22 protein-coding genes are annotated in these 24685 nt (G+C 45.5%); 17 read left to right on the forward strand and 5 right to left on the reverse strand.

Going from position 1 to position 24685, the window contains the following annotated elements:
- Positions 1–4: 4 nt before the first annotated feature.
- The 4 genes from ACFQZI_RS05535 to ACFQZI_RS05550 all read right to left on the reverse strand — a co-directional run bounded on the left by ACFQZI_RS05535 (position 5) and on the right by ACFQZI_RS05550 (position 3393).
- A complete protein-coding gene (locus ACFQZI_RS05535) occupies positions 5–1732 on the reverse strand; it encodes a GMC oxidoreductase (RefSeq protein WP_377139491.1) in 1728 nt (575 codons plus the stop codon).
- Positions 1733–2206: 474 nt separating this feature from the next.
- A complete protein-coding gene (locus ACFQZI_RS05540; RefSeq protein WP_377139493.1) occupies positions 2207–2680 on the reverse strand; it encodes an inorganic diphosphatase in 474 nt (157 codons plus the stop codon).
- 1 nt (position 2681) lies between these two features.
- A complete protein-coding gene (locus ACFQZI_RS05545; protein WP_377139496.1) occupies positions 2682–3161 on the reverse strand; it encodes a CinA family protein in 480 nt (159 codons plus the stop codon).
- Position 3162: 1 nt separating this feature from the next.
- Positions 3163–3393: a hypothetical protein gene (locus tag ACFQZI_RS05550; protein ID WP_377139499.1), complete on the reverse strand. Its 231-nt coding sequence runs from the start codon at positions 3391–3393 to the stop codon at positions 3163–3165.
- 178 nt (positions 3394–3571) lie between these two features.
- Here ACFQZI_RS05550 and ACFQZI_RS05555 point away from each other — a divergent pair, with 178 nt between their 5' ends.
- From ACFQZI_RS05555 to ACFQZI_RS05610, 12 genes are all read left to right on the forward strand, one after another.
- On the forward strand, positions 3572–4258 hold the full coding sequence (locus ACFQZI_RS05555; protein ID WP_377139501.1) for a GDSL-type esterase/lipase family protein: 687 nt from the start codon (positions 3572–3574) through the stop codon (positions 4256–4258).
- Positions 4259–4263: 5 nt separating this feature from the next.
- Complete coding sequence (locus tag ACFQZI_RS05560) at positions 4264–5355, forward strand: Gfo/Idh/MocA family protein (RefSeq protein ID WP_377139504.1); 1092 nt, start codon at positions 4264–4266, stop codon at positions 5353–5355.
- 2 nt (positions 5356–5357) lie between these two features.
- Positions 5358–6092 (forward strand): glucosamine-6-phosphate deaminase, encoded by a 735-nt coding sequence (locus ACFQZI_RS05565; RefSeq protein ID WP_377139507.1) that lies wholly within the window; start codon positions 5358–5360, stop codon positions 6090–6092.
- 1 nt (position 6093) lies between these two features.
- The gene (locus ACFQZI_RS05570; protein WP_377139510.1) at positions 6094–7188 is read left to right on the forward strand and encodes a hypothetical protein; all 1095 of its coding nucleotides are present in this window, start codon (positions 6094–6096) and stop codon (positions 7186–7188) included.
- 233 nt (positions 7189–7421) lie between these two features.
- Positions 7422–7862 carry a MerC domain-containing protein gene (locus ACFQZI_RS05575; RefSeq protein WP_377139513.1) on the forward strand — a complete coding sequence of 147 codons (441 nt, stop codon included), beginning with the start codon at positions 7422–7424 and terminating at the stop codon, positions 7860–7862.
- Positions 7863–7890: 28 nt separating this feature from the next.
- Positions 7891–8343, forward strand: a complete 453-nt coding sequence (locus tag ACFQZI_RS05580) for a Fur family transcriptional regulator (protein WP_377139516.1) — start codon at positions 7891–7893, stop codon at positions 8341–8343.
- 130 nt (positions 8344–8473) lie between these two features.
- Positions 8474–9292 (forward strand): N-acetylmuramoyl-L-alanine amidase family protein, encoded by an 819-nt coding sequence (locus tag ACFQZI_RS05585; RefSeq protein ID WP_377139519.1) that lies wholly within the window; start codon positions 8474–8476, stop codon positions 9290–9292.
- A 41-nt stretch (positions 9293–9333) separates the two neighbouring features.
- Positions 9334–10158, forward strand: coding sequence for a TerC family protein (locus ACFQZI_RS05590; protein ID WP_377139522.1), 825 nt, complete (start codon positions 9334–9336; stop codon positions 10156–10158).
- 124 nt (positions 10159–10282) lie between these two features.
- Positions 10283–10735, forward strand: coding sequence for a phosphatidylglycerophosphatase A family protein (locus tag ACFQZI_RS05595; protein ID WP_377139525.1), 453 nt, complete (start codon positions 10283–10285; stop codon positions 10733–10735).
- 86 nt (positions 10736–10821) lie between these two features.
- Positions 10822–12144 carry a sensor histidine kinase gene (locus tag ACFQZI_RS05600; protein ID WP_377139528.1) on the forward strand — a complete coding sequence of 441 codons (1323 nt, stop codon included), beginning with the start codon at positions 10822–10824 and terminating at the stop codon, positions 12142–12144.
- 56 nt (positions 12145–12200) lie between these two features.
- The gene (locus ACFQZI_RS05605; protein WP_377139531.1) at positions 12201–12575 is read left to right on the forward strand and encodes a response regulator; all 375 of its coding nucleotides are present in this window, start codon (positions 12201–12203) and stop codon (positions 12573–12575) included.
- Between the two features lie 4 nt (positions 12576–12579).
- Positions 12580–13626, forward strand: coding sequence for a response regulator (locus ACFQZI_RS05610; protein ID WP_377139533.1), 1047 nt, complete (start codon positions 12580–12582; stop codon positions 13624–13626).
- A gap of 65 nt (positions 13627–13691) precedes the next feature.
- Here ACFQZI_RS05610 and ACFQZI_RS05615 read toward each other — a convergent pair whose 3' ends face one another.
- Positions 13692–15161 carry a YitT family protein gene (locus ACFQZI_RS05615; RefSeq protein ID WP_377139536.1) on the reverse strand — a complete coding sequence of 490 codons (1470 nt, stop codon included), beginning with the start codon at positions 15159–15161 and terminating at the stop codon, positions 13692–13694.
- Between the two features lie 330 nt (positions 15162–15491).
- Here ACFQZI_RS05615 and ACFQZI_RS05620 point away from each other — a divergent pair, with 330 nt between their 5' ends.
- The 5 genes from ACFQZI_RS05620 to ACFQZI_RS05640 all read left to right on the forward strand — a co-directional run bounded on the left by ACFQZI_RS05620 (position 15492) and on the right by ACFQZI_RS05640 (position 24664).
- On the forward strand, positions 15492–16520 hold the full coding sequence (locus ACFQZI_RS05620; protein WP_377139539.1) for an LLM class flavin-dependent oxidoreductase: 1029 nt from the start codon (positions 15492–15494) through the stop codon (positions 16518–16520).
- Positions 16521–16679: 159 nt separating this feature from the next.
- Positions 16680–18050 carry a serine/threonine protein kinase gene (locus ACFQZI_RS05625; RefSeq protein WP_377139541.1) on the forward strand — a complete coding sequence of 457 codons (1371 nt, stop codon included), beginning with the start codon at positions 16680–16682 and terminating at the stop codon, positions 18048–18050.
- Positions 18051–18102: 52 nt separating this feature from the next.
- Positions 18103–19047 carry a hypothetical protein gene (locus ACFQZI_RS05630; protein ID WP_377139544.1) on the forward strand — a complete coding sequence of 315 codons (945 nt, stop codon included), beginning with the start codon at positions 18103–18105 and terminating at the stop codon, positions 19045–19047.
- A gap of 96 nt (positions 19048–19143) precedes the next feature.
- Positions 19144–20607: a PP2C family protein-serine/threonine phosphatase gene (locus ACFQZI_RS05635; protein WP_377139547.1), complete on the forward strand. Its 1464-nt coding sequence runs from the start codon at positions 19144–19146 to the stop codon at positions 20605–20607.
- Complete coding sequence (locus tag ACFQZI_RS05640) at positions 20594–24664, forward strand: FtsW/RodA/SpoVE family cell cycle protein (RefSeq protein WP_377139551.1); 4071 nt, start codon at positions 20594–20596, stop codon at positions 24662–24664. Before ACFQZI_RS05635 ends, ACFQZI_RS05640 begins: the two co-directional genes overlap by 14 nt.
- Positions 24665–24685: the final 21 nt, after the last annotated feature.

Genomic DNA, 24685 nt, shown 5'->3' on the forward strand with positions numbered 1-24685 from the left:
TATATTAGAGGTTACCTTTTTTAATCTCGTTCACCGCGAATGTAGCGGCCCTTGCCGTAAGCGCCATATACAGTATCGACGGACTTTGGTTGCCGGTACTGGTCATACAGGCGCCATCGGTTACAAATACGTTTTTACATGCATGCAGCTGGTTGTTTGCGTTGAGTAACGACGTTTTAGGGTCCTTACCCATACGCACACCGCCCATTTCATGAATATCTAACCCCGGCGATTGCTTATTGTTGTATTTGCTGATGTTTTTTACGCCGGCTTTTTCCAGCATCTCGGCCGTGGTGTTCAAAAAGTCCTCGGTCATCAAATCGTCGTTGGGGTGATATTCTACCGAGGTTATCAAAAGCGGGATACCCCACTGGTCTTTCTCGGTTTCGCTGAGGCGTACGTGGTTGCTTTCAACCGGGACGGTTTCCCCCTGTAGATAGGCAAAAACATGCCAGCCGCCCGGTTCGCAAAGGTCATCTTTATATTGCGCGCCAACTTGCCCCTCGTCGGTATCGTTGGGGTGCTGGTCGCGGTAGGCGTTCATAAATGTGGTGAAGCCGCCGAAATAGTTGGTGTCGCGTTTATGCAGGTTGCGGTAGTTCACCAGGATTAGATCGGTTGGGTTGCGGCCAAAATAGTATTTATCCAGGTAACCATCCAGCGTACCCGAAACCGAAGCACGGTAATTATGGAATGCGATGTATTTACCCAGCAAACCGCTATCGTTACCCAATCCCTTAGGGAAACGTTTTGATTTTGAATTGAGTAGTATGAGATTGGTATTTAATGCCGAAGCGTTCATGAAGATCACCTTGGCGTGGTATTCTATAACTTCTTTGGTATTCGCATCAATGATGCGTACGCCGCTTGCCTTGCCCAACTGTTCATCATAAATAACCGAATGCACAACTGAATGCGGGCGAATGGTTAGGTTTCCCGTTTTTTGCGCCCATGGCAGGGTAGAACTCACCGAGCTAAAGTACCCGCCAAAAGGGCAACCGCGCATACACATATTGCGTGCCTGGCATTTGCCGCGGCCCTGGTCAAAATGCACCTGTTGCGGGTCTGTCAGGTGTGCCCAGCGGGCATGCACGAGATGGCGATCGGTATAATTGTCTTTTAAAGATTGTTTGATGTGTTGTAAAGGCACGTTCATTTCAAAAGGCGTTTGAAACTCACCGTCGGGCATGGCTTCCAACCCGTCTTTGCTGCCGCAGATGCCGATAAATTTTTCCACGTGCGAATACCATGGCGCTACATCCTTGTAACCGATGGGCCAGCCAATGCCGTATCCAAAACGCTCGGGGGCGGTAAATTCAAACTCGCTCCAGCGCTGTGTGGCACGCCCCCAGGTAAGCGACTTACCGCCAACCTGGTACCCCCGGATCCAATCGAAAGGTTTTTCCTGCACGTATGGCTGGTCGGCATCTTTCACAAAGAAATGGTCGCAATCGTCGCCGTAGCCCGCGGCTTTTGTAATGAGCGGGTTTTCCTTGTTATGCTTCAGGCCCATGCGGCCACGGTACGGAAATTCCCATGGGGGAGTGGTAGCCGTAGGATAATCTTTTAGATGCTTTACGTCGCGGCCACGCTCCAGAACGAGGGTTTTCATGCCCTGTTCGCAGAGTTCCTTGGCAGCCCAGCCGCCGCTAATACCCGATCCGATAACTATTGCGTCAAATTTGTTCGCGGCTATAGTGCCCGAACCCTTATCCGTAGAATGTGCTGACATGAAAGTTTATAATTTTGGTATCCTAAAGATGCAATAAATTATCTGTAAAAGAAATTGGCTTCGCCTGCGATTTACTCACCCAGTTAGCCTCACCCAAACCCTCTCCGAAGGAGAGGGCTTAAAACTCTTTTTTCTTTTAGTCCTCGCAGGGTCTTCTGAAAGAGACCTTGTACACGCATGCAAGGCAGCGCAGGGTCCACGATGTGAGACCCTGTGGGACGAAAAAAAAATTAATTCATTGCCGTCCCATTTATGGGACGGATAAAATCCCGGGTGTCCCATTCCGTCCCGTTTTTTACAAAGTGGGACACCCCTGCAAAAAACATCAACATGCTTACTCACAGCATGTTATATTTTTAATATAAAGATAAACTTAATGTAAAACAAGAAAATATAATTTTACAATTCGCTAATTATCAACAAGTTGACTATACGATGGTAATAGTGTCACAAATAGTGGGACACCTGAGAAAACTAAGCTTTTATCATTCGATAGGCTTCTTCCGCTTCTACCCTTTCCAGCACCTCAAATTTCTTTCCTGCTTGTTCGTTGTAATTCTTAAAAAAGTTTTCCAATTGGTTGATGATATCTTCGGGGAGATGAAGCATGGTATTAACATCACTAAATAATTGGGATACTATTGGCACAGCAAGGTACCGGTCGTTACGCATGGTACTACCATCGCGCTCGGTCTGCAATACCTTTAAAGCGCCAATAACGCGACAATCCATACAGCAACCCGGGAAGGTTGAGATCTCTGATATGACGATCACATCAAGCGGGTCGCCGTCGCCGCCTTTGGTATCCGGGATATACCCAAAATCAAAAGGAAAAATCAACCCTGCAGGTAGTATTTTCTTTAGCTTAAAGCATTTTAGGCCAGGCTCATAATCATACTTGTGGCTGCTTCCTTTTGGGGTTTCTACAATAACGGTAATGGGTTCCATATCAATCATTCAACTTATCTGTGATCAATTGCGCGGCGCGTTCAACAGTTTGTAAAACAATATCTTCCGCACTGCCTTTATAAACCTCACGCACTGCAATTGGTTCGCCGTTAACAATTGCATGTATAAACATTGTGCCTACGGGCTTTTCAGGCGTTTCGCTGCCGCCGGGCATAGTTAAACCGGTAACCGCAACCTGTATGTCTGATGGTATAAAGCTGCCAAGCTTTTCGGCAAGATCTTTTGTAACCTCTGCAGATTCGGGCGTGTATTTATCTATCAATTCTTTAGACACTCCTAATATATCTTGTTTAATCTTTGCGTCATAACAAGCAATGCCCCCTTTTAGCGTTTGTCCGCAATGTGGCACTAACGAAAATTCTGCAGATAGCCTGCCGCCTGTCGCGCTTTCAGCAAAAGCAATGTAAAGCTTTTTATCCATAAGCAATTCGGCGCAGGTAAGTACACTTTTTGATGGCATATTATTCAGTTTTTCCTTTATTATCCCAATGGTCTTTTATAACATCACCATTAGGGCCAAGTTTTAAACGGCGGGCAAAGCGCTCGCCTTTTATTTTACCCTTATCATCCTTTTTACCAATGAAAAGCAGGATCGGCCGGCCGGCATCGTCAGTCTTAAAGCCAATATCGTAACGCTTAAAAGTGCTTTCAATAAAACTCAAAGGTTCGTACTGTTTGTTCAGTATCTTCATTATCTCTTCACTCAAAACCATACGTTGTATAACAGCGATTTTGGCTACCGGTTTTACTCCTTACATTAAAATATTATATTATAAATTAATTAACAATGCTTTGATATGTTGCAATTACAATATGAATATTGCCGTCGGTTCAGGATTTATTGTATTTTTAGCTGCCAACTAAACTTACATGAAGAACTACCTATTGCTGCTATTGTTACTGCCTTGCCTGGCGCAGGCACAAACCCGCCCGTCAAACCAAAACCTGTTTGATACCATTCCTTTTATACCCGAGCATACTACCGAAAGGCTGGAGTTATTTAAAAAACAACCCATTACAAAAGGTGGCATCATATTTTTAGGCAACAGTATAACCGAAATGGGCAACTGGCCAAAACTATTGAATGATACCAACGTACTTAACCGTGGCATTGGCGGCGATATTACCTATGGCGTTTTGAAACGAATAGATGATGTGATTGCCCGCCAGCCTAAAAAACTTTTTATACTATTAGGTATAAATGATATTGGCAAAGACATTCCCGACTCGGTGATAGCCTATAACTATTTTAAGATCATTAAACGGGTAAAGGCCGGCAGCCCCGGCACTAAAATTTATGTGGAGAGCATACTACCACTTAACCCAACCCTTAAAGGTTTCCCGCAGCATTATGACAAGGCTGAGCACATCCCGCGTGTTAATGCGATGCTAAAAGCCCAGGCCGCAAGTTTAGGTTACACATACATCAATCTGCAACCACTTTTCCTGAATAAGCAAAACCGGCTGGATGCCAAATATACTTTGGAAGGCCTGCACCTTAAGCCCGAGGCCTATGTGGTGTGGGTTGATTACCTTAAAAAAATGAAATACCTATAGTAATTATGACCAAAACTAAAGTTGCCATTCTTGGCGCCGGATTTATATCTGACATTCACGTAGAATCGTACCAGCGCTTTATTCCTGAGGCCGAAATTGTGGCCGTTTACGCCCGGAACATCGATAAAGCTAAAGCCTTTGCCGAAAAGCATCATATCCCCGCTTATTTTGACGACGTGGATAAGCTCCTCGCCGAAACCGATTGCCAGGTGGTGGATATCTGCGTCCCCAATTACCTGCACGCAGTAAATACTATTAAAGCTGCGAACGCGGGCAAACACATCATTATAGAAAAACCGCTGGCCGTTACCCTTGAGGAAGCCGACGAAATGATCGCCACCTGTAAAGCCAACAACGTAAAGCTGATGTACGCCGAAGAACTTTGCTTCGCGCCAAAATATGAGCGCGCAAGGCAGGTAGTTAAAGAGGGTGCCGTTGGCGAGGTGTACATGCTTAAACAAGCCGAAAAACATTCCGGCCCGCATACCGATTGGTTTTATGACATCAACCTTGCCGGCGGCGGCGTGCTGATGGACATGGGTTGCCACGCCATGGGCTGGTTTCGGTGGATGCTGGGGAACGCAAAGGTAAAAAGCGTTTATGCCACTATGGCGACCGTGTTACACGGCCATCGCACCAAAGGTGAGGATAATGCCGTGGTAATTTTAGAATTTGAGAACGGCGTAACCTGCGTAGCAGAAGATAGCTGGGCCAAACACGGTGGTATGGACGACCGCTGCGAGATCTACGGCAAAGGCGGCGTAATTTATGCCGACTTGTTTATGGGCAGCTCGGCGCTTACCTATAGCCGCGAAGGATATGGCTACGCGATGGAAAAGGCCGATACCTCCGCCGGGTGGAGCTTTACTATTTTTGAGGAAGTATTTAACCAGGGCTATCCGCATGAGCTGAAACATTTTATAGAATGCGTGCGCGAAGACAAAACCCCGCTGGTTACCGGCGAAGATGGCCGCGCTGTGCTGGAAATATTGTACGCCGCCTATGCATCTGCCGGGCAGGGCAAAAAAATAAACTTACCATTCAACCCCAAAGTCAACCGCCCTATTGACCTGTGGCTTAACCCCAAACAAGACTGATCATGAAAATCTCCATATACGACACTAACGACGCCATGTCGCAGGCCGCAGCCGAACTGGTTGCCAAACAACTGGCTGAAAAGCCAAATTCGGTAATTTGTTTCCCTTCGGGCGATTCACCTACCGGAATGCTGGGTTACATTGTGCAATGGGCTAATGAAGGCAAGATAAACTTAAGCGAATGCTATTTCGTTGGCCTTGATGAATGGGTAGGCATGGACGAAAACGACCAGGGAAGCTGCAAATACTACCTAAAGCATAACTTTTTTGACAAGCTAAATAACAAGCTTAACAACGTGACTTTATTTGATGCCAAAGTTGCGGACCTTGATGCCGAATGCGAGCGCATGAATAATTTTATCAGCAGTAAAGGCGGTTTGGATGTGATGATCGTTGGTATTGGAATGAACGGTCACCTTGGGCTTAATGAGCCGGGCACCCCATTCGATCTTTACGCACACCGCTCGGAGCTTGACCCGGTTACCGTGCAGGTGGGTCAAAAATATTTCACTAAAGAAACCCCGCTCACCGAGGGCATAACACTTGGGTTAAAGCATCTGGCCGAAGCAGGCAAAGCGGTGCTGATAGCCTCGGGCGCGAAAAAAGCGAACATCATCCACGAAAGTTTACAGGGAACAGTAAGCACCGAGGTCCCGGCGTCAATCCTGCAAACGCTGCCGAACGCTTTGGTTTTGTTGGATAAAGACGCAGCATCAGAACTGGAACACGCTTCCTGACATGGACGTTAAACAGCAAATTATTAAGGCGCTGCACAACGCCCCCGCCCTGCTTGCGGATAAAAAAGTAGCTGCAGGTTTTGATGGCTTTGTAGATTCCATTGTGAAAGTGGTAAACTACAAAAGCGAGGATGAAGGCACAGTTTTCTTCAAAAACATCAGCGAATTTGGTGGCTATATTTCGGGCAAAAGCGGTTCGGGGTTTAGTTTGGAGAGCGAGGAACTGGTTCAAAAACTGGGTGGTAACATGCCTATTATGGCAAGCGCGCTGGCTGGGATGGGCATCGGCGTAAATTGCGTAGGTGCTTTCGGTGTGCCAACCATCGCGCCTGCGTTTACAGGGATGCATGCTAACTGCCGATTGCATAGCTACACCAATCCGGGCTTTACCACCGCCATGGAGTTCAACGACGGCAAGATCATGCTCGCCCAAATGACCGACTTGAATAATTCCGATTGGGAGACCATCAAACAAGCCGTTGGAATTTACAAGCTGTGTGAAATTTTCACTAACGCCACCCTCATCAGCCTCGTAAACTGGAGCGAACTCGACCACAGTAACAGCATGTGGCAGGGATTATTGGATGATGTCCTAAACAATTCAATAATCAAACAATCCCAACAATTCTTTTTTGACCTTTCCGACTGCTCCAAACGCAGCGCGGAAGCCATTGCATCAGCCATAAAACTGATAGAGCAATTTGGAAAGCGCGGCAAAGTCACCCTTAGCTTGAACCGCAACGAGGCGAACATTCTCTACAAAACTTTTACTGGTAGCAATCCTGTTGAAGATATAACCTCCCTCGGCGATAAGCTTTTTGATGTGATTGATATTCACACGCTCATCATCCATAATTCAAAAATTTCCATCGCCCGGGATGAAACAGGTGTGCATAAATCCCTGCCGGGTTTCATCGAAAACCCAAAGATCTCTACCGGCGCCGGAGATAATTTCAATGCAGGATATTGCCTTGCTGTATTGTTAGGTTTAAATGCTGAGGCCGCGCTGATGGTGGCTAACGCAACGTCGAATATTTATATGAACAGCGGGGAGAGTCCGGGGGCGAAGGAATTGCTTGAGTATTTTGGTGGGTAATTTACTCATCCTTCATTGCCGTTGACTAAAGTCAACGGAATGCAGCCGCGCAGGTTGGCTTTAGCTAAATTATTAAGACTAAAGCCATTGAACTGAATAGTGACCCGTCCTGGACGTGGTTTACACAATCTTTTTGGAGTATTATGGAATTCTTTCCATAATACCAAGATTCTCTTTACAAACGGCAAACAATTCTAAATACAATAATGTTGCATTTGTGTTATATTTGCAACATGATCTCCAGGTTAAAAACCATAAAGCTTGATAATATCGGGATGACAGCGTCTACGCTATGTGCTATACATTGCGCGGCTGTACCTGTACTTTTTACAAGCCTGCCTTTAGTAGGGCTTGGTTTTTTGGCTAACCCATTGGTGGAATGGGTAATGATCACGATAGCGCTTGTTGTGGGTGTTTCATCAATAGGTAATTCATACTTTAAAGAGCATCACCGCATACTGCCTTTGGCCTTATTAATTGCCGGCTTCCTCATTATTATTATTGGCCACCTGTTCACAAAGGGATGGATAGAGGCGGTTATTGTACCTGTTGGCGGTTTAACAATAGCTTTGGCGCACTTTGTTAATTACAAATATGCGGGTACATGCAAAGCGGGTAACAGCTTCTTCCATATTACACACCCGCATCCGCACGAAACCGATAAGGCCGTGTAATTACTATATTTGGTTAGATTTGCAGGAAATGGCACAAGTAAAAAATAATTACCAGTTTGAAGATATGCTGCAAAAGCATAATCTTAAAAAAACTGCCCCAAGGTTAAGGGTGCTATCAATGATGTATTCCAGAAATACGGCTACCTCGCAACCTGATCTGGAGAGTGTAATGAACGATATTGACCGTGTTACATTATACCGCATTTTAAATACGTTTGAAGAGAAGGGTATTATCCATAAGGTGTTTGACCTTAACGGCACAGCAAATTATGCTGTTTGCCATTCCAATTGCGAGGAAAACCACCATCACGATGAGCACCTGCATTTTAACTGTACCCTTTGCAAGAATGTGTACTGCATAAATGAGTTAAATATGCCAAAGCTTACATTGCCCCCGGGTTTTGAGGCGCAGGGCTTTACACTTTATGCATCCGGCCTTTGCCCTAAATGCAGCAAAAAAGAACATGCTAAAATAAATTGATTGCAACTAAATTGCTTTGTCTTTTGGGTTAATCCTTTGGTTGAAATTGTAGTCGAAAGCATTAAACGTTGCAACTTATTTTTGTAGAATCATACATTGATGGTTAAATTAGCGTTCCCTATTTAAACAAATGATAAAAAAATATTTCGGGCCGATATTATCGGTGAACATATTGTGCGTTTACCTGCTGCTTTGCTCATTTACACCCGCGGCAGATACCATTAAGGCAACAGGCTTTAAATTAAAGAATGTAATTATTGACGCCGGCCATGGCGGTAAGGATGCAGGCGCAAAGGGCTTAACATCATTCGAGAAAAATGTAACACTTTCTATCGCCCAAAAACTGCAGGCCGCTATTAAAGTACAGATACCCGATTTGAATACGGTAATGACCCGCTCTGACGATACTTTTATAGAGTTAAGGCGCCGGTCGGATATTGCCAATAAATCGCAGGGTAATTTGTTTATTTCTATCCATTGTAACTCATCGGCAGAGGGCACCGCTTACCGTGCGCACAAACAAAGCGGTGTAATGCTGCTGGTTTATGCAACAAAACGCACAGGCGAACAGCTTGAGGCCGTACGTGAGAATGCCTCCATTTTGATAGAAAAAGACCAGGCCAAGTACGAAGCGCTTGACGCTAACGACCCCGCCAACGCCATTATACTGGATGCCTTTACCAAAAAATACCGCAAGCAAAGCATCCGCTTTGGCGAGTTTTTAAACCAGGAGTTTACCATTACCGATGGCCGCCCGTCTATAGGCGTTCGCGAACAAAGCCTTTATGTACTGGCCAACAGCGGTATGCCCGCCGTACTGGTAGAAACCGGCTATATCAACAACCCCGATGAAGAAATTTATCTGAACTCGGATGAAGGGCAAAACCAGATCGTACAAAGCATTATCCGCGCAATAATGGCTTATAGGGAAGCGCAGGCTGCACAATAATCTTATTAGCTAAAGTGGATTTAAAGGCCTATTTTTAGCGGATGGATATTTTACACACCTTGCTTGGTGAAGACATTAAGGCAGGCCTGCTTATCATCCTCAATCTTATAGTAATAGAAAGCCTGTTATCGGTAGATAATGCCGCGGTGCTGGCCACTATGGTTATCGATCTGCCGAAGCAGCAACGCGCGCGTGCTTTGCGTTACGGTATCATTGGCGCGTATGTGCTGCGTGGCGTGTGTTTGTTCCTGGCCGCCTGGCTGGTGAAAATTTGGTGGTTAAAACCTTTAGGTGGCTTATACCTGCTGTACCTGGCTTTCGATTATTTTCGGAAGAGATTGTCTGCAAAAAGATCTGCACATCACGATGAAGAGTCCGTCGACAAAAGCAAAAGTTGGTTTTATAAATCAACAGTTGGGCTTATCGGCAATTTTTGGGCAACCGTAGCCCTGGTAGAGTTAATGGACCTTGCCTTCTCGATAGATAACGTATTTGCCGCTGTTGCCTTCACCGATCACGTGTTTTTGATCTATACAGGGGTATTCATCGGCATCCTGGCTATGCGCTTTGTTGCACAAGCCTTTGTAAAACTGATGGAAAAATTCACCTTTTTAGAAACCGTTGCCTTTTTGGTGATAGGTGTATTAGGTATAAAGCTCATGGCGTCGCTAATTGTTCACTTGCAGCCGAAATCAGCTGTGGGTAAATTTATGGAAAGCGAAACTGCAGATGCTGCTGTTTCCATTTTTACTGTAGCAGTATTCCTTATCCCGGTGCTTACCTCATTGCTGTTTAACTTTCCTAAAAAGAACATCATTAAACCCGAAGTTGCAGAAGAAGCCGAAGGGGTATTGGATAAAAGCTAAATACAAACAACATGTCATTGCGAGGAGCGTAGCGACGCGGCAATCTCGTTGTCAATGCCTAACCACTTTGCAAACTACGAGATTGCCGCGCTATCGCTCGCAATGACATGGTTAATTTTTAATAATGAATAAACTCATCGCATCAATATTCGGTATAGGCTACATTAAGGGTGGGGGCACACTGGCTGCTATAGTTACCTGTCCGTTTATTTGGTTGTTGTGGCAGGGGGCGGGTGCGCACAACCCGTGGTACCTTGTGGTGGCAACTGTACTGGTAACCCTGCTGGGCATATTTGTTGGCAACAAAGTAGAACCTGCCTGGGGTAAGGATAGTTACCGTGTGGTGATAGACGAGGTTGCCGGGATGATGGTGACCATGCTGTTTATACCGCCAAATTTATATTACCTTTTAATAGGCCTGGTGCTGTTCCGCTTTTTTGATATTGTAAAACCGCTTGGTATCCGCAAAATGGAAGCTTTGCCCGGCGGCACTGGCGTTATGATGGATGATGTACTGGCAGGCGTTTATGGCAATATTGTGTTGCAGGTGATAGTTTATTTCACCGCTTTTCATTAAAATGCCACGGTTCATTTAACTTCAGATAAACTACATTCCGTATAAATATTTATATTAGCTAACAAACTTATATACCATATCACAGGATGCATTTTTTTGTTTACCTCGCCATATTTTTACTTGCCTTTCGTTTACGCAGGTCAATTAAATTAACACCAATAGCGGCAAAGTGGAGTATGCCTTTGTATGGTATAGCCCTAAGCGCCGTAGGTTTGTTCTTTTTAGTAGATGACTTGTTGCCAAGCGACGAAGTAAATGCCATTGCGATTTCGCTCGTGCTGTTAGGTTTATTGCAATATCTTAAAAGCGAACCCGACTTTAAGCGTTTTGATGTTTTAATAAATGCCCACTACCCTTTAGTGGTTACAACGCTTATAGCAAGTATCATAGCGCTTATAAATATAAAATTTGCAGACAAGTACGAGAACTACCTGCAAACCGCCCAATTAGCAGCCTTTGGCTGGATCTTTTTGCGGGTAGCTACATCTAAAAAGCAACAAAACGAACTTAAGCGCATCAGCGAGCGTAAAGATGAACTGGAAGTTCTGGTAGCCGAACGTACCGCCGAGATCACCAAGCAACGTAACGAATTACAAGAGACCGTAAAAGAACTGCAAGCCACCCAGGCGCAATTGATACAGCAGGAAAAGCTGGCATCGCTTGGTGAGCTTACAGCCGGCATTGCCCACGAAATTCAAAATCCGCTCAACTTCGTCAACAACTTTTCTGAAGTTAGTATGGAACTGATAGAAGAGATGGAGGAGGAGATGGCCAAAGGAGATATGGAAGAGGCCACCGCTATTGCCAACGACATTAAGCAAAATCTCGAAAAAATCCGCCACCATGGCAAGCGCGCCGATGGCATTGTAAAAGGCATGTTGCAGCATAGCCGCGCCAGCAGCAATGTTAAAGAGCCCACAAATTTAAACACCATTGCCGATGAGTACTTCCGCCTGGCCTATCACGGGTTACGTGCAAAAGATAAATCTTTTAATGCCGAGCTGGTGTCAAATTTAGACCCTAATTTACCATCTGTCAATATAGTATCGCAGGATGTGGGGCGGGTATTGTTAAACATGTTCACTAACGCGTTTTACGCAGTGCATCAAAAGCAAAAAACAATTGGCGGCGATTTTAAACCGAAGGTAGAAGTATCTACAAGGGTGATAACAACCCCTAAAGGAAAAGAAGTAGAAATTATCGTAAAAGATAATGGAAGTGGTATCCCCGATGCTATTAAGGATAAAATTATGCAGCCATTTTTTACTACCAAACCGGCAGGCGAGGGTACAGGACTGGGCCTATCTTTAAGTTATGATATTATTGTAAAGGCGCATAAGGGCCATATTGATATACAAAGCAAAGAGGGCGAGGGCACATCGTTTATTATAACTTTGCCTTTGGCATAATAAAATAATACTATCCCCGATCGTTATCGGGACTATAAAAACAATCATATTATTGCATGAAAATATTAGTCGTAGACGACGAGGAAGACGTTCAGCCATTATTTTTGCAACGGTTCCGTAAAGAAATAAAGAACCACGAGGTAGAGTTTGACTTCGCGCAATCGGGAGAGGAAGCATTAAATTATTTGAAAGATAAACATTCGGAAGTGGTGCTGATCCTTTCGGACATCAACATGCCGGGCATGAGCGGGATAGAGTTGCTTACGCATATCCGCGAAGATTTCCCTACACCGCCGCCACCCGTGGTAATGATGATAACCGCCTACGGCGACGACGAAAACTACAAGCAGGCTATGGATAAGGGCGCGGATGATTTCCTGACCAAGCCGCTTGATTTTAACTTACTTAAAGAAAAACTTAAAACACTATAGCGCAATGGCTAAAATACTGGTGGTGGATGACGAGGCAGATCTGGAGATACTGGTAAAACAAAAGTTTCGCCGCAAAATAAGGGAGAACGAGTACGAGTTTATTTTTGCCCAGAACGGGGAAGAAGCTTTAGAGCGGATAAAAGAAAACCCCGACCTGGACATCATCCTGTCGGACATTAACATGCCTGTGATGGATGGCCTTACCCTGCTCACTCATTTGCCTGATGCTAACCCTACACTTAAAGCGGTAGTGGTATCTGCCTATGGCGATATGCAAAACATCCGTACCGCCATGAACCGTGGCGCGTTTGATTTTGTGATGAAGCCGGTTGACTTTGACGACCTGGACCTCACCATGCAAAAAACCATTACCTATGTAAGGCAGTTACAAGAAACATTAAAAGCCATAAAAGAGAACAACATCCTGAAAATGTATGTTGACGAGAACGTGCTGAACTTTATGACCCACAAGGAGTTTGAAGGCAGCCTGATGAAAAATGAACTGCTGGAAGCCACGGTAATGTTTGTTGATGTTTGCGGTTTTACAGCCATAACAGAGCATATACCGGCCAACACCGTTGTGAATTTGCTGAACGGCCTGTTTGATAAAATTGTAAAGGAAATTATTGCCCAGGGCGGCCATGTAGATAAGTTTATGGGTGACGCGATAATGGCGGTATTTCGTGGCGAGTTCCATTTGGACAGGGCAATAGACGCGGCGCTATCGGTAAAGTCGCACTTATCTAACGAGCCCGAGATAGACGCCGGTAACGGCAAGATCTTTAAACCAAATATTTCTGTAGGTATCAACTCAGGCGAAATGGTGTCGGGCAATATCGGTTCTGCCTCACTAAAAAGGCTTGACTATACCGTGATTGGCGATTCGGTAAACCTTGCCCAACGTCTGCAGGGTATTGCCACCGCCGGGCAAATAATTATCACCGAGGATGTGTACCACAAAGCCAAAGAATCGTTCCAATGCAAACCCAACGGCGAGTTCACGTTAAAGAACAAGGCCAAGCCCGTTAATACTTATGAGGTTGTAGCGTAGAACTTAGCCTATAATAAGTCGTAAGTCCAAGTTATTAAGACTTACGACTTAAGACCTTGGACTTATTAGTGCCTTGCCCTGCGTTTCAATACGCCACCCGCGGCTTCTTTAATAATGCTGGTAAAGATGAAAGCTTTTGGGTCTATGTCGTGTACCATGTTTTTTAGTCGCCTAAGTTCTAAACGGGTAACTACAGTAAATACAATATCAACCGGGTGGTGTACATCAAAGCTCTCCTTTAAAAAACCGCGTTCGCCTTTGTAAACGGTAATGCCGCGGCCAAGCGTTTTAACCAGCATCTCTTTTATGGCCGCGTTTTGGCCCGAAATAATGGTTACGCCGGTATATTCTTCCAGGCCCTCTATCACAAAATTGATCATGCGCGATGCAGTGTAATAGGTAATAATAGAGTACAGGGATGTAACAAAACTTACCTCTAAAGCAGCTATCAGGAAAATAACGACATTGATCCCCAGTATGATCTCGCTAATGGTAAAGCTAATGCGTTTACCTGTGTAAAGCGCCAGCACTTCAATACCATCCAACGCGCAACCGCCGCGTATGGCTAAACCAATACCCGTACCCATAAATACGCCGCCAAAAATACATACAAGCAGTTTGTCCGACGTTACCTTATCAGGATAGGGCACATAAAGCAGGCATAACGCTAAACCGGTAATAGCCAGCATAGTACGAATAGCGAATGTTTTATTAACCTGCATGGCCCCCATAATAATAAAGGGGATATTAGCCAATATAATTACATAGGCAATATTAAAGTGGTAAAGTTCGTGTATCAATAGCGAGATTCCGGTTACGCCACCGTCAAAAAAGGCGTTGGGTATCAGGAAGCTTTTTAGGGCAAAGCCGCAAAATAAAATACCAGCAATGGTATAAAGGGTATCCGTAACTATAGATCGCGCGGTAGGTGCTGTACTCATTTTGGCAGTAGCGGTTTGGTTTTGTAAATCTCTTAAATTTTCCTGTTTTTTCGGCTCCCTATTTTTCAACGCCGTTTGTGTGAAATATTGGTGGCTTTGCAAAAAGGTAATTTGTGTTTTGTCCCACTCTGTAATATGAGCAGCAGAACCAAGTGCCTGCATCTCTTTTAAAAGCTTATCACCGGTAGTTTTAAAATCCCGCCGGCCCAGGTAATCAAGGTCAGCATCGCAAATTATCTGCTCAAGCAAGTTAATTGGCTGCTGTGGCAGGCGAGTAGCCATAATAATTGTGCAAATGCTTTCTATAACATCTGGAGCATAACCAAATTGCGGTAACGCCTCCCTGGCAATATCGCACGATGCCTGTTTGTGGTTATCGATACTTTTTAGGTAACCACAATCGTGATATAATGCCGCTACAAGTAAAAGTTTATTATCGGCTTCGCTTATATCTTCCTGCTTAGCTATTGCAGCAGCAGATTGGTATACATCAATGGTATGGTTGATGTTATGGTAATAAAACTGCACAGGCAATTCATTCCGCAGCCTGTCTAAAATATATTTTCCCTCGGGGCTCTCAACCAGATCCATCATTGTTGCGCTAAGATATTAAATTGAGGGGAAAAAGGAAGCCTCTCCCCAGCCCTCTCCGAAGGAGAAGGGGTTAAATTCTTAAACCCTCTTTCCGCTTGCGGAGAGAGGGTGGTCGAGCGAAGCAATGACCAGGTGAGTAAAATCTGCGTTTTGCTCTTAAGACCTCTCTATTGCAGATGGCTTGGGTGAGGCTAATTGTCACCACATTCTGATTAATGTGACCGTAACGTCATATAACATACAAATGCGCTCAACGGCGCATTATTCGCCGTAAATTTGGATAACATCTGGTCAAAGAACAGGGTTACCATTTACAGAACTACAATTACCATGAGTGCGAAAAATTTAGCAGATATAAAATATTCGGTATTAGACCTTGCGTCTGTTACCGAGGGCAGCACACCCGCAGACAGCTTTAAAAAAAGTATGGATGTGGCGCAGCTTGCCGAAAAAGTTGGATATACCCGGTACTGGTTTGCCGAGCATCATAACATGATGAATGTGGCAAGCTCAGCAACATCCGTATTGATTGGTTATATAGCCGGCGGCACTTCTAAGATCCGTGTAGGCTCCGGCGGTATTATGCTGCCAAACCACGCGCCGCTAATAGTTGCCGAGCAGTTTGGTACGCTGGCTTCGTTATACCCCGGCAGGATAGACCTTGGTCTTGGCCGTGCCCCAGGCACCGATCAGGTTACCGCTTTGGCTATACGTGGCGAAAATTTTAACGCGGCACATAATTTCCCCAGAGATATTGTAAAGCTGCAAACCTACTTCTCGGCAGAGAACGCTGCCAGCAAGGTAAGGGCTATCCCGGGCGAGGGTTTAGATATTCCGATATGGGTGCTGGGTTCAAGTACCGATAGCGCAAAGGTTGCCGCTGCTTTTGGTTTGCCTTACGCCTTTGCCAGCCACTTTGCCCCAACGTACTTTAAAGAGGCTATCCAGATATACCGCGATAACTTTAAACCGTCTGAATATCTTCAGCAGCCTTATGTAATGGCCTGTGTAAACGTGGTTGCCGCCGATACAGATAGCGAGGCCGAATATCTTTCTACCTCTGTTAAGCAATTCTTTATGGGTGTGGTTACGGGTAAACGCCAGTTATTGCCGCCGCCTGTTAAAAGTATGGACAGCGTTTGGAACGTTTTTGAAGAAGAAGCCGTAATGCAGATGCTGGCTTATTCATTTATTGGCGGCGCTGAAAAGCTCAAGGCAGAACTAACCTCATTTGTACAAGAGACCGGCGTTGACGAAATTATGGCAACTACCCACATCTTTGATCATCAGTCGCGCATGTATTCGTATAAAGTATTCGCTGATGTTATCCGTACATCGGCATATGCGCCTTTGGTATAACAAGCATAACCATATATGTAGCCCGCTTCTGTAAGGATAGCGGGCTTTTTTGTGAAAATATCTTAACATCTTAATAAAAACATACAACAAAGTGGGGGTATTAAATGTACTTTAGTCTGTAAAATGCTGTTTAGCTAATTTACGGCACAACATCTACAAATGAGTAAAGTATTTACAATAACAGAGGGACTTGAAAACTTAGGTGCCATGAGTACCGGCGGCCAGGGCTCGGTATATAAAGGGCGCCGCATGGGGCCTGTACTTACGGCAATAAAGCTGCTGCCAACACCCATCCATACCGAAAGCGAGGATGATAAGAACTTCCGCAATTTTCGTAACGAGGTAACCAAGCTGCAAAAGGTAAACGAGCAGCCAAATCCTAACGTAGTTAAGATATTAAGCTCGGGTATTACCGATAGCGGCTCGTTCCCGTATATCGAAATGGAATACATTGAGGGGCCCGACCTTTGCGAACTGCTGAAACCACCTCACGATAATATCTTTATGCTTAAAGAGGTTATCCGCGTGGCAGATCAATTGGCAAGCGCCCTGGCACATTGCCATAAAGTAGGTATAAAACATGGCGATGTTAAAAGCAATAATGTAAAATATAACATCCATACCGGCAATTATGTACTGCTTGATTTTGGGCTGGCCATTATGAGCGAGGAGCAGCGCCGAACGAGCATCCGCCACGCAGGGGCCATTGAGTTTATGGCACCCGAGCAGCACGAGGGTAAAATGCTGATGGAAACCGACATCTACAGTTATGGCATAATACTTTACGAATTGCTAACAGGCGAAGTGCCCTTCCCGCTGCGTGGTGGTGGGGATGCAGGCCGTAACGCGGTGATGCTGGCACATATAGAAAGCCCCGTGCCCGATCTGCTAAACGCCCGCCGAAACGCCCTGCCCCAAAGCTGGGACGATGAGAAACGCGGTCACGAAATGCAGGTGCCTAAATGGCTGTTAAACCTGATTGACAAATGCCTTCAAAAAGCGCCGGAAAACAGATTTAGTAACGGCACACAACTACATGATGCCATTATAAAGGGCAGCATAAGCGCATCAGATGGGTTTGACCTTACGGGTGGGCTAAGCAATGCCGCTCTGCGCAGCGAGAACGAACGCCTGCATAACCAGCTCATGCAATACCAGCAAACCGACCCGCCGCCCGCGCAGGTAGTTGCCGAGCCGGTAGAAGATCCATCGCGCATATCATTATCAAAGCCATATTACTATACGGTAATGACCTTGCTGGTTCTGTTTATGGGCTTTTCAGTTTACTCTACCTTATTAAAGAAGCAAGCTCCTCCCAAACAGATCAACCAGGATTCGTTACAGAACAGTGATGCCTCTAAAGGGGATACAGGTGTAAATTTTGGCTCAAGGTTCCCGGCGGATAACGCGGCTGAAAAAGATACAACACCCCGGGTTAAAGATACAGTGGTTAAAAAACCTGTGGTTATACCACAAAAGCCTGAGCAGGATACAACCAGAACAGAGCCGGATACGACAAGTAGTCAATAAGGGACTTAGGGATTATTTAGAGTTTAATATTTAGAGTTTAGGATATATATAAATGGCATCTACACCAAATTTTTGGCAACGCATAGGCATACAGGATTGGTTTTTAACCAACGAAAGTACCGAAAAGGCAAAAGCTAAGGCCCTTACGCCCGATACTGTTTACAGCTACATTGTAGAGAAGTTTCGCGATTCGATAAAAGACCTCTCTTTTGCCGACCGTGTAGTGTTTTATCACGAATTCATTATCAGTTTTAATGCCGATGATTATAAAGAGTTTGTTGCCGATAAACAAGGCATATTTGGTTTAATAGTTCAGGAAACGGTAACCAAGTTTTACGAGATATTAAAGGAATACCGCTCGCAGGGCAAAACGGTAAAACCGTCGGGTTCTAAATGGGTTTTCCGTTTGGTGTCGCACCCCGATTATGCCCGCGGCGATAAAGGATTTATAGGCAAGCTATTGCCGGATAATAACCAAAAAGAGCAAAACCTGAGGGTAACATTTATTCCCCGCCAAACGGGTATAGCCCAAACCTTTGATGTAAGCCAGGAAGCTTTAAAGGGCTTTACCTATTACAGCGAAGGATATTTTGAGATCCCGTACGAAGAGGAGCTTGAGCCGCAGGAAGAGAAGGCCGCCAAAGCACAGGCTAACATAGCCCGGTTAGAAACCATCATCCCCGACCAGCAGTTTGCCGGTAAAAAGGTGGAATATTTTATGACGGACGAAGATCTCATCGTCTCCGGCAGCGAGGAAACCCGCGAAGATTCAAACATCTTTACCATCCCGAGCGATTGGGTGAACGCGCCGCACCTCCACATCAGGTACAATAAAGCCGATGGTAAATTTTACCTGGCATCGTTTGGAGAGATAACCACGCTTAACGAGGTTACTATTGAGCGTAGCGAAATAAACTTGCCAAAGTGGGTAGAACTGCCTGTAAACTCGCGTATGTTGCTGAACGGTATCATAGGTTTAAACCTCTTTAAAGCATGATAGGCATGTCGCAAATATTATCTATAGGCTTATTGGCAATAGGGTTTTGCCTGTTGGTAACCCACTTTATTGACATTAAAAAATCTGGTAAACGCAATGGCTGAAAACTATTTTGGATTAACCGATACCGGCAAGGTACGTACCAATAACGAGGATACCTTTATTACCCAAAAAGTGATGGGTGGCCGCATGTTATTGGCTTCGGTAATTGACGGGGTAGGCGGCTACAACGGTGGCGAAGTGGCCGCCGCTATAGCTAAAGAGGTTTTTATTGACCGCCTGAGCGGCCTGCAGGGCGAGATAATACCGGGCATGATAGATGCCTTTAAGCTGGCCAGCGCCCAAATATCAGATAAAAAGGCGAGCGACAAAGAGCTGGAAAGCATGGCCTGTGTAGCTACCATGGCTTTGGTTGATGTGGAGCACAACCAATTTTTTTACGCGCACGTGGGTGATACGCGTTTGTATTTGCTGCGCGATAGTTCGTTGGTTAAGATCTCTAAAGACCACTCTTTTGTGGGTTTCCTGGAAGATAGCGGCAGGCTTACCGAAACCGCGGCCATGAACCACCCTAAACGTAACGAGATCAATAAAGCGCTTGGCTTTACCAGCCAGATAGATACCGATGAAAGTTTCATAGAAACTGGGCAGTCGCCATTTTTGCCGGGCGATATGCTGTTGCTATGCAGCGATGGCCTTACAGACATGGTTGACAAGACAGCCATTTTGGATATCGTAACCCAAAATATTCCTTTGCAGGAAAAAGCTACCCTGCTTATTAATACTGCTAACGATAATGGCGGGCGGGATAACGTTACGGTGGTATTGGTTAAAAATGATAAACCGCAGCAGCGCCCGCAGGCAACTATGCCCACATCGCAGCCTATGAAAAGGAATGATGAGAACGATGACGGGGTAACCGCATCACGCCCCCAGTTAAAACAAGAACCACGATTCAAAACTGAACCAGCCATGACCCAACATAAAAGTAACGGCTTAAGCATAATACTTGGGCTGCTGTGCCTGGTGTTTTTAGCCACAAGCATTTGGCTATATATGTCAAAACAAAACAACGGCAAACCAACCGCGCCGTCTGTTACACCTGCAGAAAAGTTGCGTAATGCAGATGAGGTTAAATTACAGGATGCTATAGATGCCTTTAAGGGCGATACGCTTACATTGTCAGATACATCGTTCAAAAACCCTGTTATTCTAACCGATACACTGCATATCGATCAGGATACTTTATACATCCGTGTAAAGGGCGATATTGTTTTACAGCGCGATACGGCCTACAAAGGCCCGGCCTTGGTAGTAGGCAAGGATAGTAAGCTAATCGTTTTAGAGAACTTTAAATTTAGTGGCTTTGATGTAGCGGTAGAACTGCAAAACACCGGATTTGCGTTAAAAAGCACACAATTTACCAATTGCCGCCTGCCTGTACAGCGTAAATACGAATTGCTTGCAGATAAGCCTGTAACAGCCGACTTCCCGGCTACGAAAGTTAACCCGCAAACCGTTAATAATCAAACATCAGTTAAGCCTAATGGAGCCCGATAAGATACAAACGGAAAGCCGCTGGAAGGAGAGGGCGTTCCTGTTGCTGATAAGCGTATTGTTTGTATTCCTATTTTTTAGGTTATACACGGTTATACAAATGCGTTTTGCCGATGTAGATAAGCGCCTGCAGGATGGCACCATGATAAACCTGAACGCGCCAAACCCGGCCGGGCAGCTTAAAACCCTGCTTACCAAAGGATATTACTTTGAAGACAAGCGCGATATTGATCTGATCACCCAAACGGTGGCCAATAATATTGGCACCGGGCAAAAAATTGATAACATAGGCGAGCTAAATAAACGCAAGTATTTTATCAGTGCAGATGACGCCTTTCAGCAAGGGGGCGAATCATTTAAGGCGCGTGTCGCGGCTTCGAGGTCGTTGTTGGGTTATACAGGGGAGGATTCGACACTGTTTGTAAGTGAGCGGAATAACCCTGTAAAAGTGCCAAATGTTACCAACCTGGCCATGGGCAGCTATAGCATCAGTGGGATAATCACCAATAAAAAACAGCCTGTTTCAGGTGTGTTGGTTCGTCTGGATATGATTTTGCCGCAGGACAGTATTTTTACCGACGAGGAACTTGATGAACTGAAACCAATAACAGAGAACGGCAACGGCTATAAAAAAGTTTACCTGCCGGATAGCGCGGGTAAAAAACGCCTGCAAGCACTAACGGCTTATGCCCGTACTAATGAACAAGGCGTTGCGGAGTTTAAAAATTTGCCCGAAGGTAAGGCGTTTAAATTACTGCCTTTACAACCGGGCTATCAATTCGGCACATCGCAGGGGGTACAAAGTTTAGATGAGGATGTAAGTTTAACGTTCATGCAATCGCCACACACCATAAGGCTTTTTTCCACCCGCGATTTTAATATCCTTAAGAAAGAGAAATCCCTTATTATCCGTACACCGGTAGAGTTTAATAAATGGTTTCTTATCATTTCGGGCGTATTTATAGGGGCATTCCTGTTCGTTCATATCCTGCTTTCGTGGAAATTCAGCACGTCAGATCAATTGATATTGCCCGTGGTAATGATCCTTGCAGGCTTATCGTTCCTTACCTTGTTGAGCCTTCAGGATCCGCTTCGCGACAGGTTTTTGGCTAAGGATATGCTGGTTTATCTGGGTATAGGTTTGTTTACCATGCTGGTAATGCTGCAATTAAAGCTTCGCCGGTTTACGCCCGATTCATGGGTCTACCGCATGCTGGTATTCAAAAATAACCGCAATGCCGCTAATGGCTGGCCCTGGGTGGCATTGGCCGCCACCTTATTGGCCATGACCATTAAACTTGGTACAGGCCCCGAGGGTAGCGGTGTAAAAGTTAATTTATTTGGCTTTCAACCCAGCGAGATCGTAAAATACCTTATTATACTCTTCCTTGCGGGCTTTTTTGCCGCTAACGAAAAATTGATAAGCGAATATACCAGTTGGAGCAAACGCTGGTCGTTCTTCTCTTTCGCGCTCATTGCCATTTTGGTAACCCTGTTACTGTTCCTTTTACTAGGCGACCTTGGGCCGGCCATGGTAGTGTGTTTCACGTTCATCGTACTATTCTCGTTCTCCCGAGGCGATTTTATGTTTATGGCAGGGGCGGTAGTACTTTATGTTATTGTATCGTGGGTGGTTAAAAATGTTTGGCTTTCGGCATTGATTACCGCGGGTATCGCGGCATTGTTCATGCTGTTTAAACGCAGGCAACTGAGCGAATCGGCTATGATGGTTTTGATCATTATGGCAGCATTTTTAACTATCGATCAAATCCCATATTTAGGCAAGCTATTCCCCGGCCCGGTACAAAGGCTGGTAGACCGTAAAGCCATTTGGCAGGATGCCTGGAATAATGAAGTGTACGGCGGCGACCAGGTAGCCAACGGCCTATGGGCCATGAGCAGTGGCGGTGTAAGCGGCCAGGGCGTGGGCGAGGGCTTTGCCAAAACCATCCCCGAAGCACATACCGATATGATACTACCGTCAATGGGCGAGGAGTTTGGCTGGACGGGTATAGTCTGCATTTTTGTGCTGTTTTTAGTTTACCTGCATCGGTCTATATTAATAGGGCGGCGAACAGGCACACCATTTTTATTTTACTTATGTGCCGGGATAGGCGTATCCACCTTTGTGCAGTTTGTACTCATTGCAGGTGGCTCAACAGGTGCGCTACCATTGTCGGGGGTGTCGCTGCCGTTCCAGAGTTACGGCGGTTCGTCGCTGGTTGCAAACTTGCTGGCATCGGGCTTTTTGCTCTCCGCATCATTAGTAAGAGGCACACCGGTGCAAATGAATTATATATCGCGCCAGCAGGATAAAAATTTAGTACCCGCGCTTATAGCTGCCTTTGTAGCCGTTACTTTATTAACGGTTAACGTATCGAGGTACTTATTCAATAATAAAAAATGGGTGGTACAGCCCGCCCTCGTGGCCGATAAAAGCGGCGCCAGGATGTTTAGCTATAATCCCCGCATCGCTATTTTAATGAACAGGCTGCAGGCGGGAGATCTGTATGACCGTACCGGCACACTACTGGCAACCAGCAAGCCGGAGATGGTAAAAAAGCAGCACCGTAAATTGGTACTGGCAGGTGCGCAGGGTTATAATATAGATTCGGCCATGCACAAGCGGTTAGACAGGTATTACCCGTTCGACGCGCAGATGTTCTTTTGGACGGGCGATGCCAATACGGGTGTGTTCAATGGCAGCCCTAATGGTTATTTTGCAGAGTATGAGCATGCCGCCGAATTGCGCGGTTTTAAAATGCCGACAGAAAAATATAACGTTACGGCTAACCGCTACCGCGAAGACAGGTTTTTGGCCCGTGGCGTAAAAGAAATGACCGTAGTGAAAAAAGATTACAGCGAGATAGCGCCATTGCTTATTGCAGGCATAAACAGCAAAGAAGTAGAGGCCTTTAAAAACCGCAACCGGGATGTGAAGCTAACCATGGACGCAGGCCTGCAAAGCAGCATCCAAAACTCTATGGCTGCCGATACCTCATTGCTTGATAACCGTGCGTCTGTTGTGGTGATGGAATCTAACACCGGCGATGTACTTACGTCTGCAAACTATCCGCTGCCACCCGTACACGATTGGGAAAAATTGACCATGAGCTATTATGAGCAGAACCAGCTATCGCAATGGATTACCACGCAGGACCTTGGTTTTACGCTGGCAACGCAGCCCGGTTCTACGGCAAAGCTGGCCACATCCATAGCGTCATTCAATAAACTGGGGCTGGCCGCTGCCGATAAAAAGTATAATGTGGCAAGCTACGAACGCATCCGTACCAAAGGTTTGGAGCCTGATGAAACCGGCCTGATAACCCTTGAACGTGCGGTAGCAAAGTCAAACAACGTTTACTTTATTAAATTAGCCAATGAAGAGCATTTGCAGGAAGATATGGCAACTGTGTATTTAAAAACAGGTATGTTTTTGCACGGTGTTGGAGGCTATTATTATGGCAGGGATAAAGAGAACGCGGCTCAGGAAGAAAAATGGCGAGAGCTTTGGCGCAAAACCGAGTTCAATACCAAGCCAAAATATAACCCGAATAATATCCGTAAAACCCGGGCAAAAGGTATCTCTGGTATGGCATGGGGGCAGGGTGAGCTGATAGCTACGCCGGCCGCGGTCGCACGTATGGCAGCCGGAATAGCTAACCACGGTACAATTTTGCCAAACAGGTACGTGTTAAAGGTAGCCGATTCTGCAACAGCGGTTAAGCCCGGCGTTAAGCTTACAAACGATCCTAAATATGCTGCCCTGATGCGCCAATACATGATAGAGCAAAGCGCGCCAAAGGAATGGATATTGGGCCTTGCAGTTGCCGGTAAAACAGGTACGCCCGAAAGGATCTGGAAGAAGCAGCAGATTAACGATGGCTGGTATGTATTTTTCGCACCGAAAGCGGATGGCAGCGGTAATGTGGTGGTTTGCGTAAGGATAGAATCTACCAAAGGCTCGTCAGACGCGGTAAGGCTTGCCGCGCAGCATGTTATTCCGTTTCTGAAAGAAAAAGGATACATTAAAAGTATTAAAGAGCAAACAAGTGAATAATGCTTGGGTTTAGCATAATAT

It is taken from the genome of Mucilaginibacter lutimaris (genome assembly GCF_042676625.1).
Classification (GTDB): Bacteria; Bacteroidota; Bacteroidia; order Sphingobacteriales; family Sphingobacteriaceae; genus Mucilaginibacter; species Mucilaginibacter lutimaris.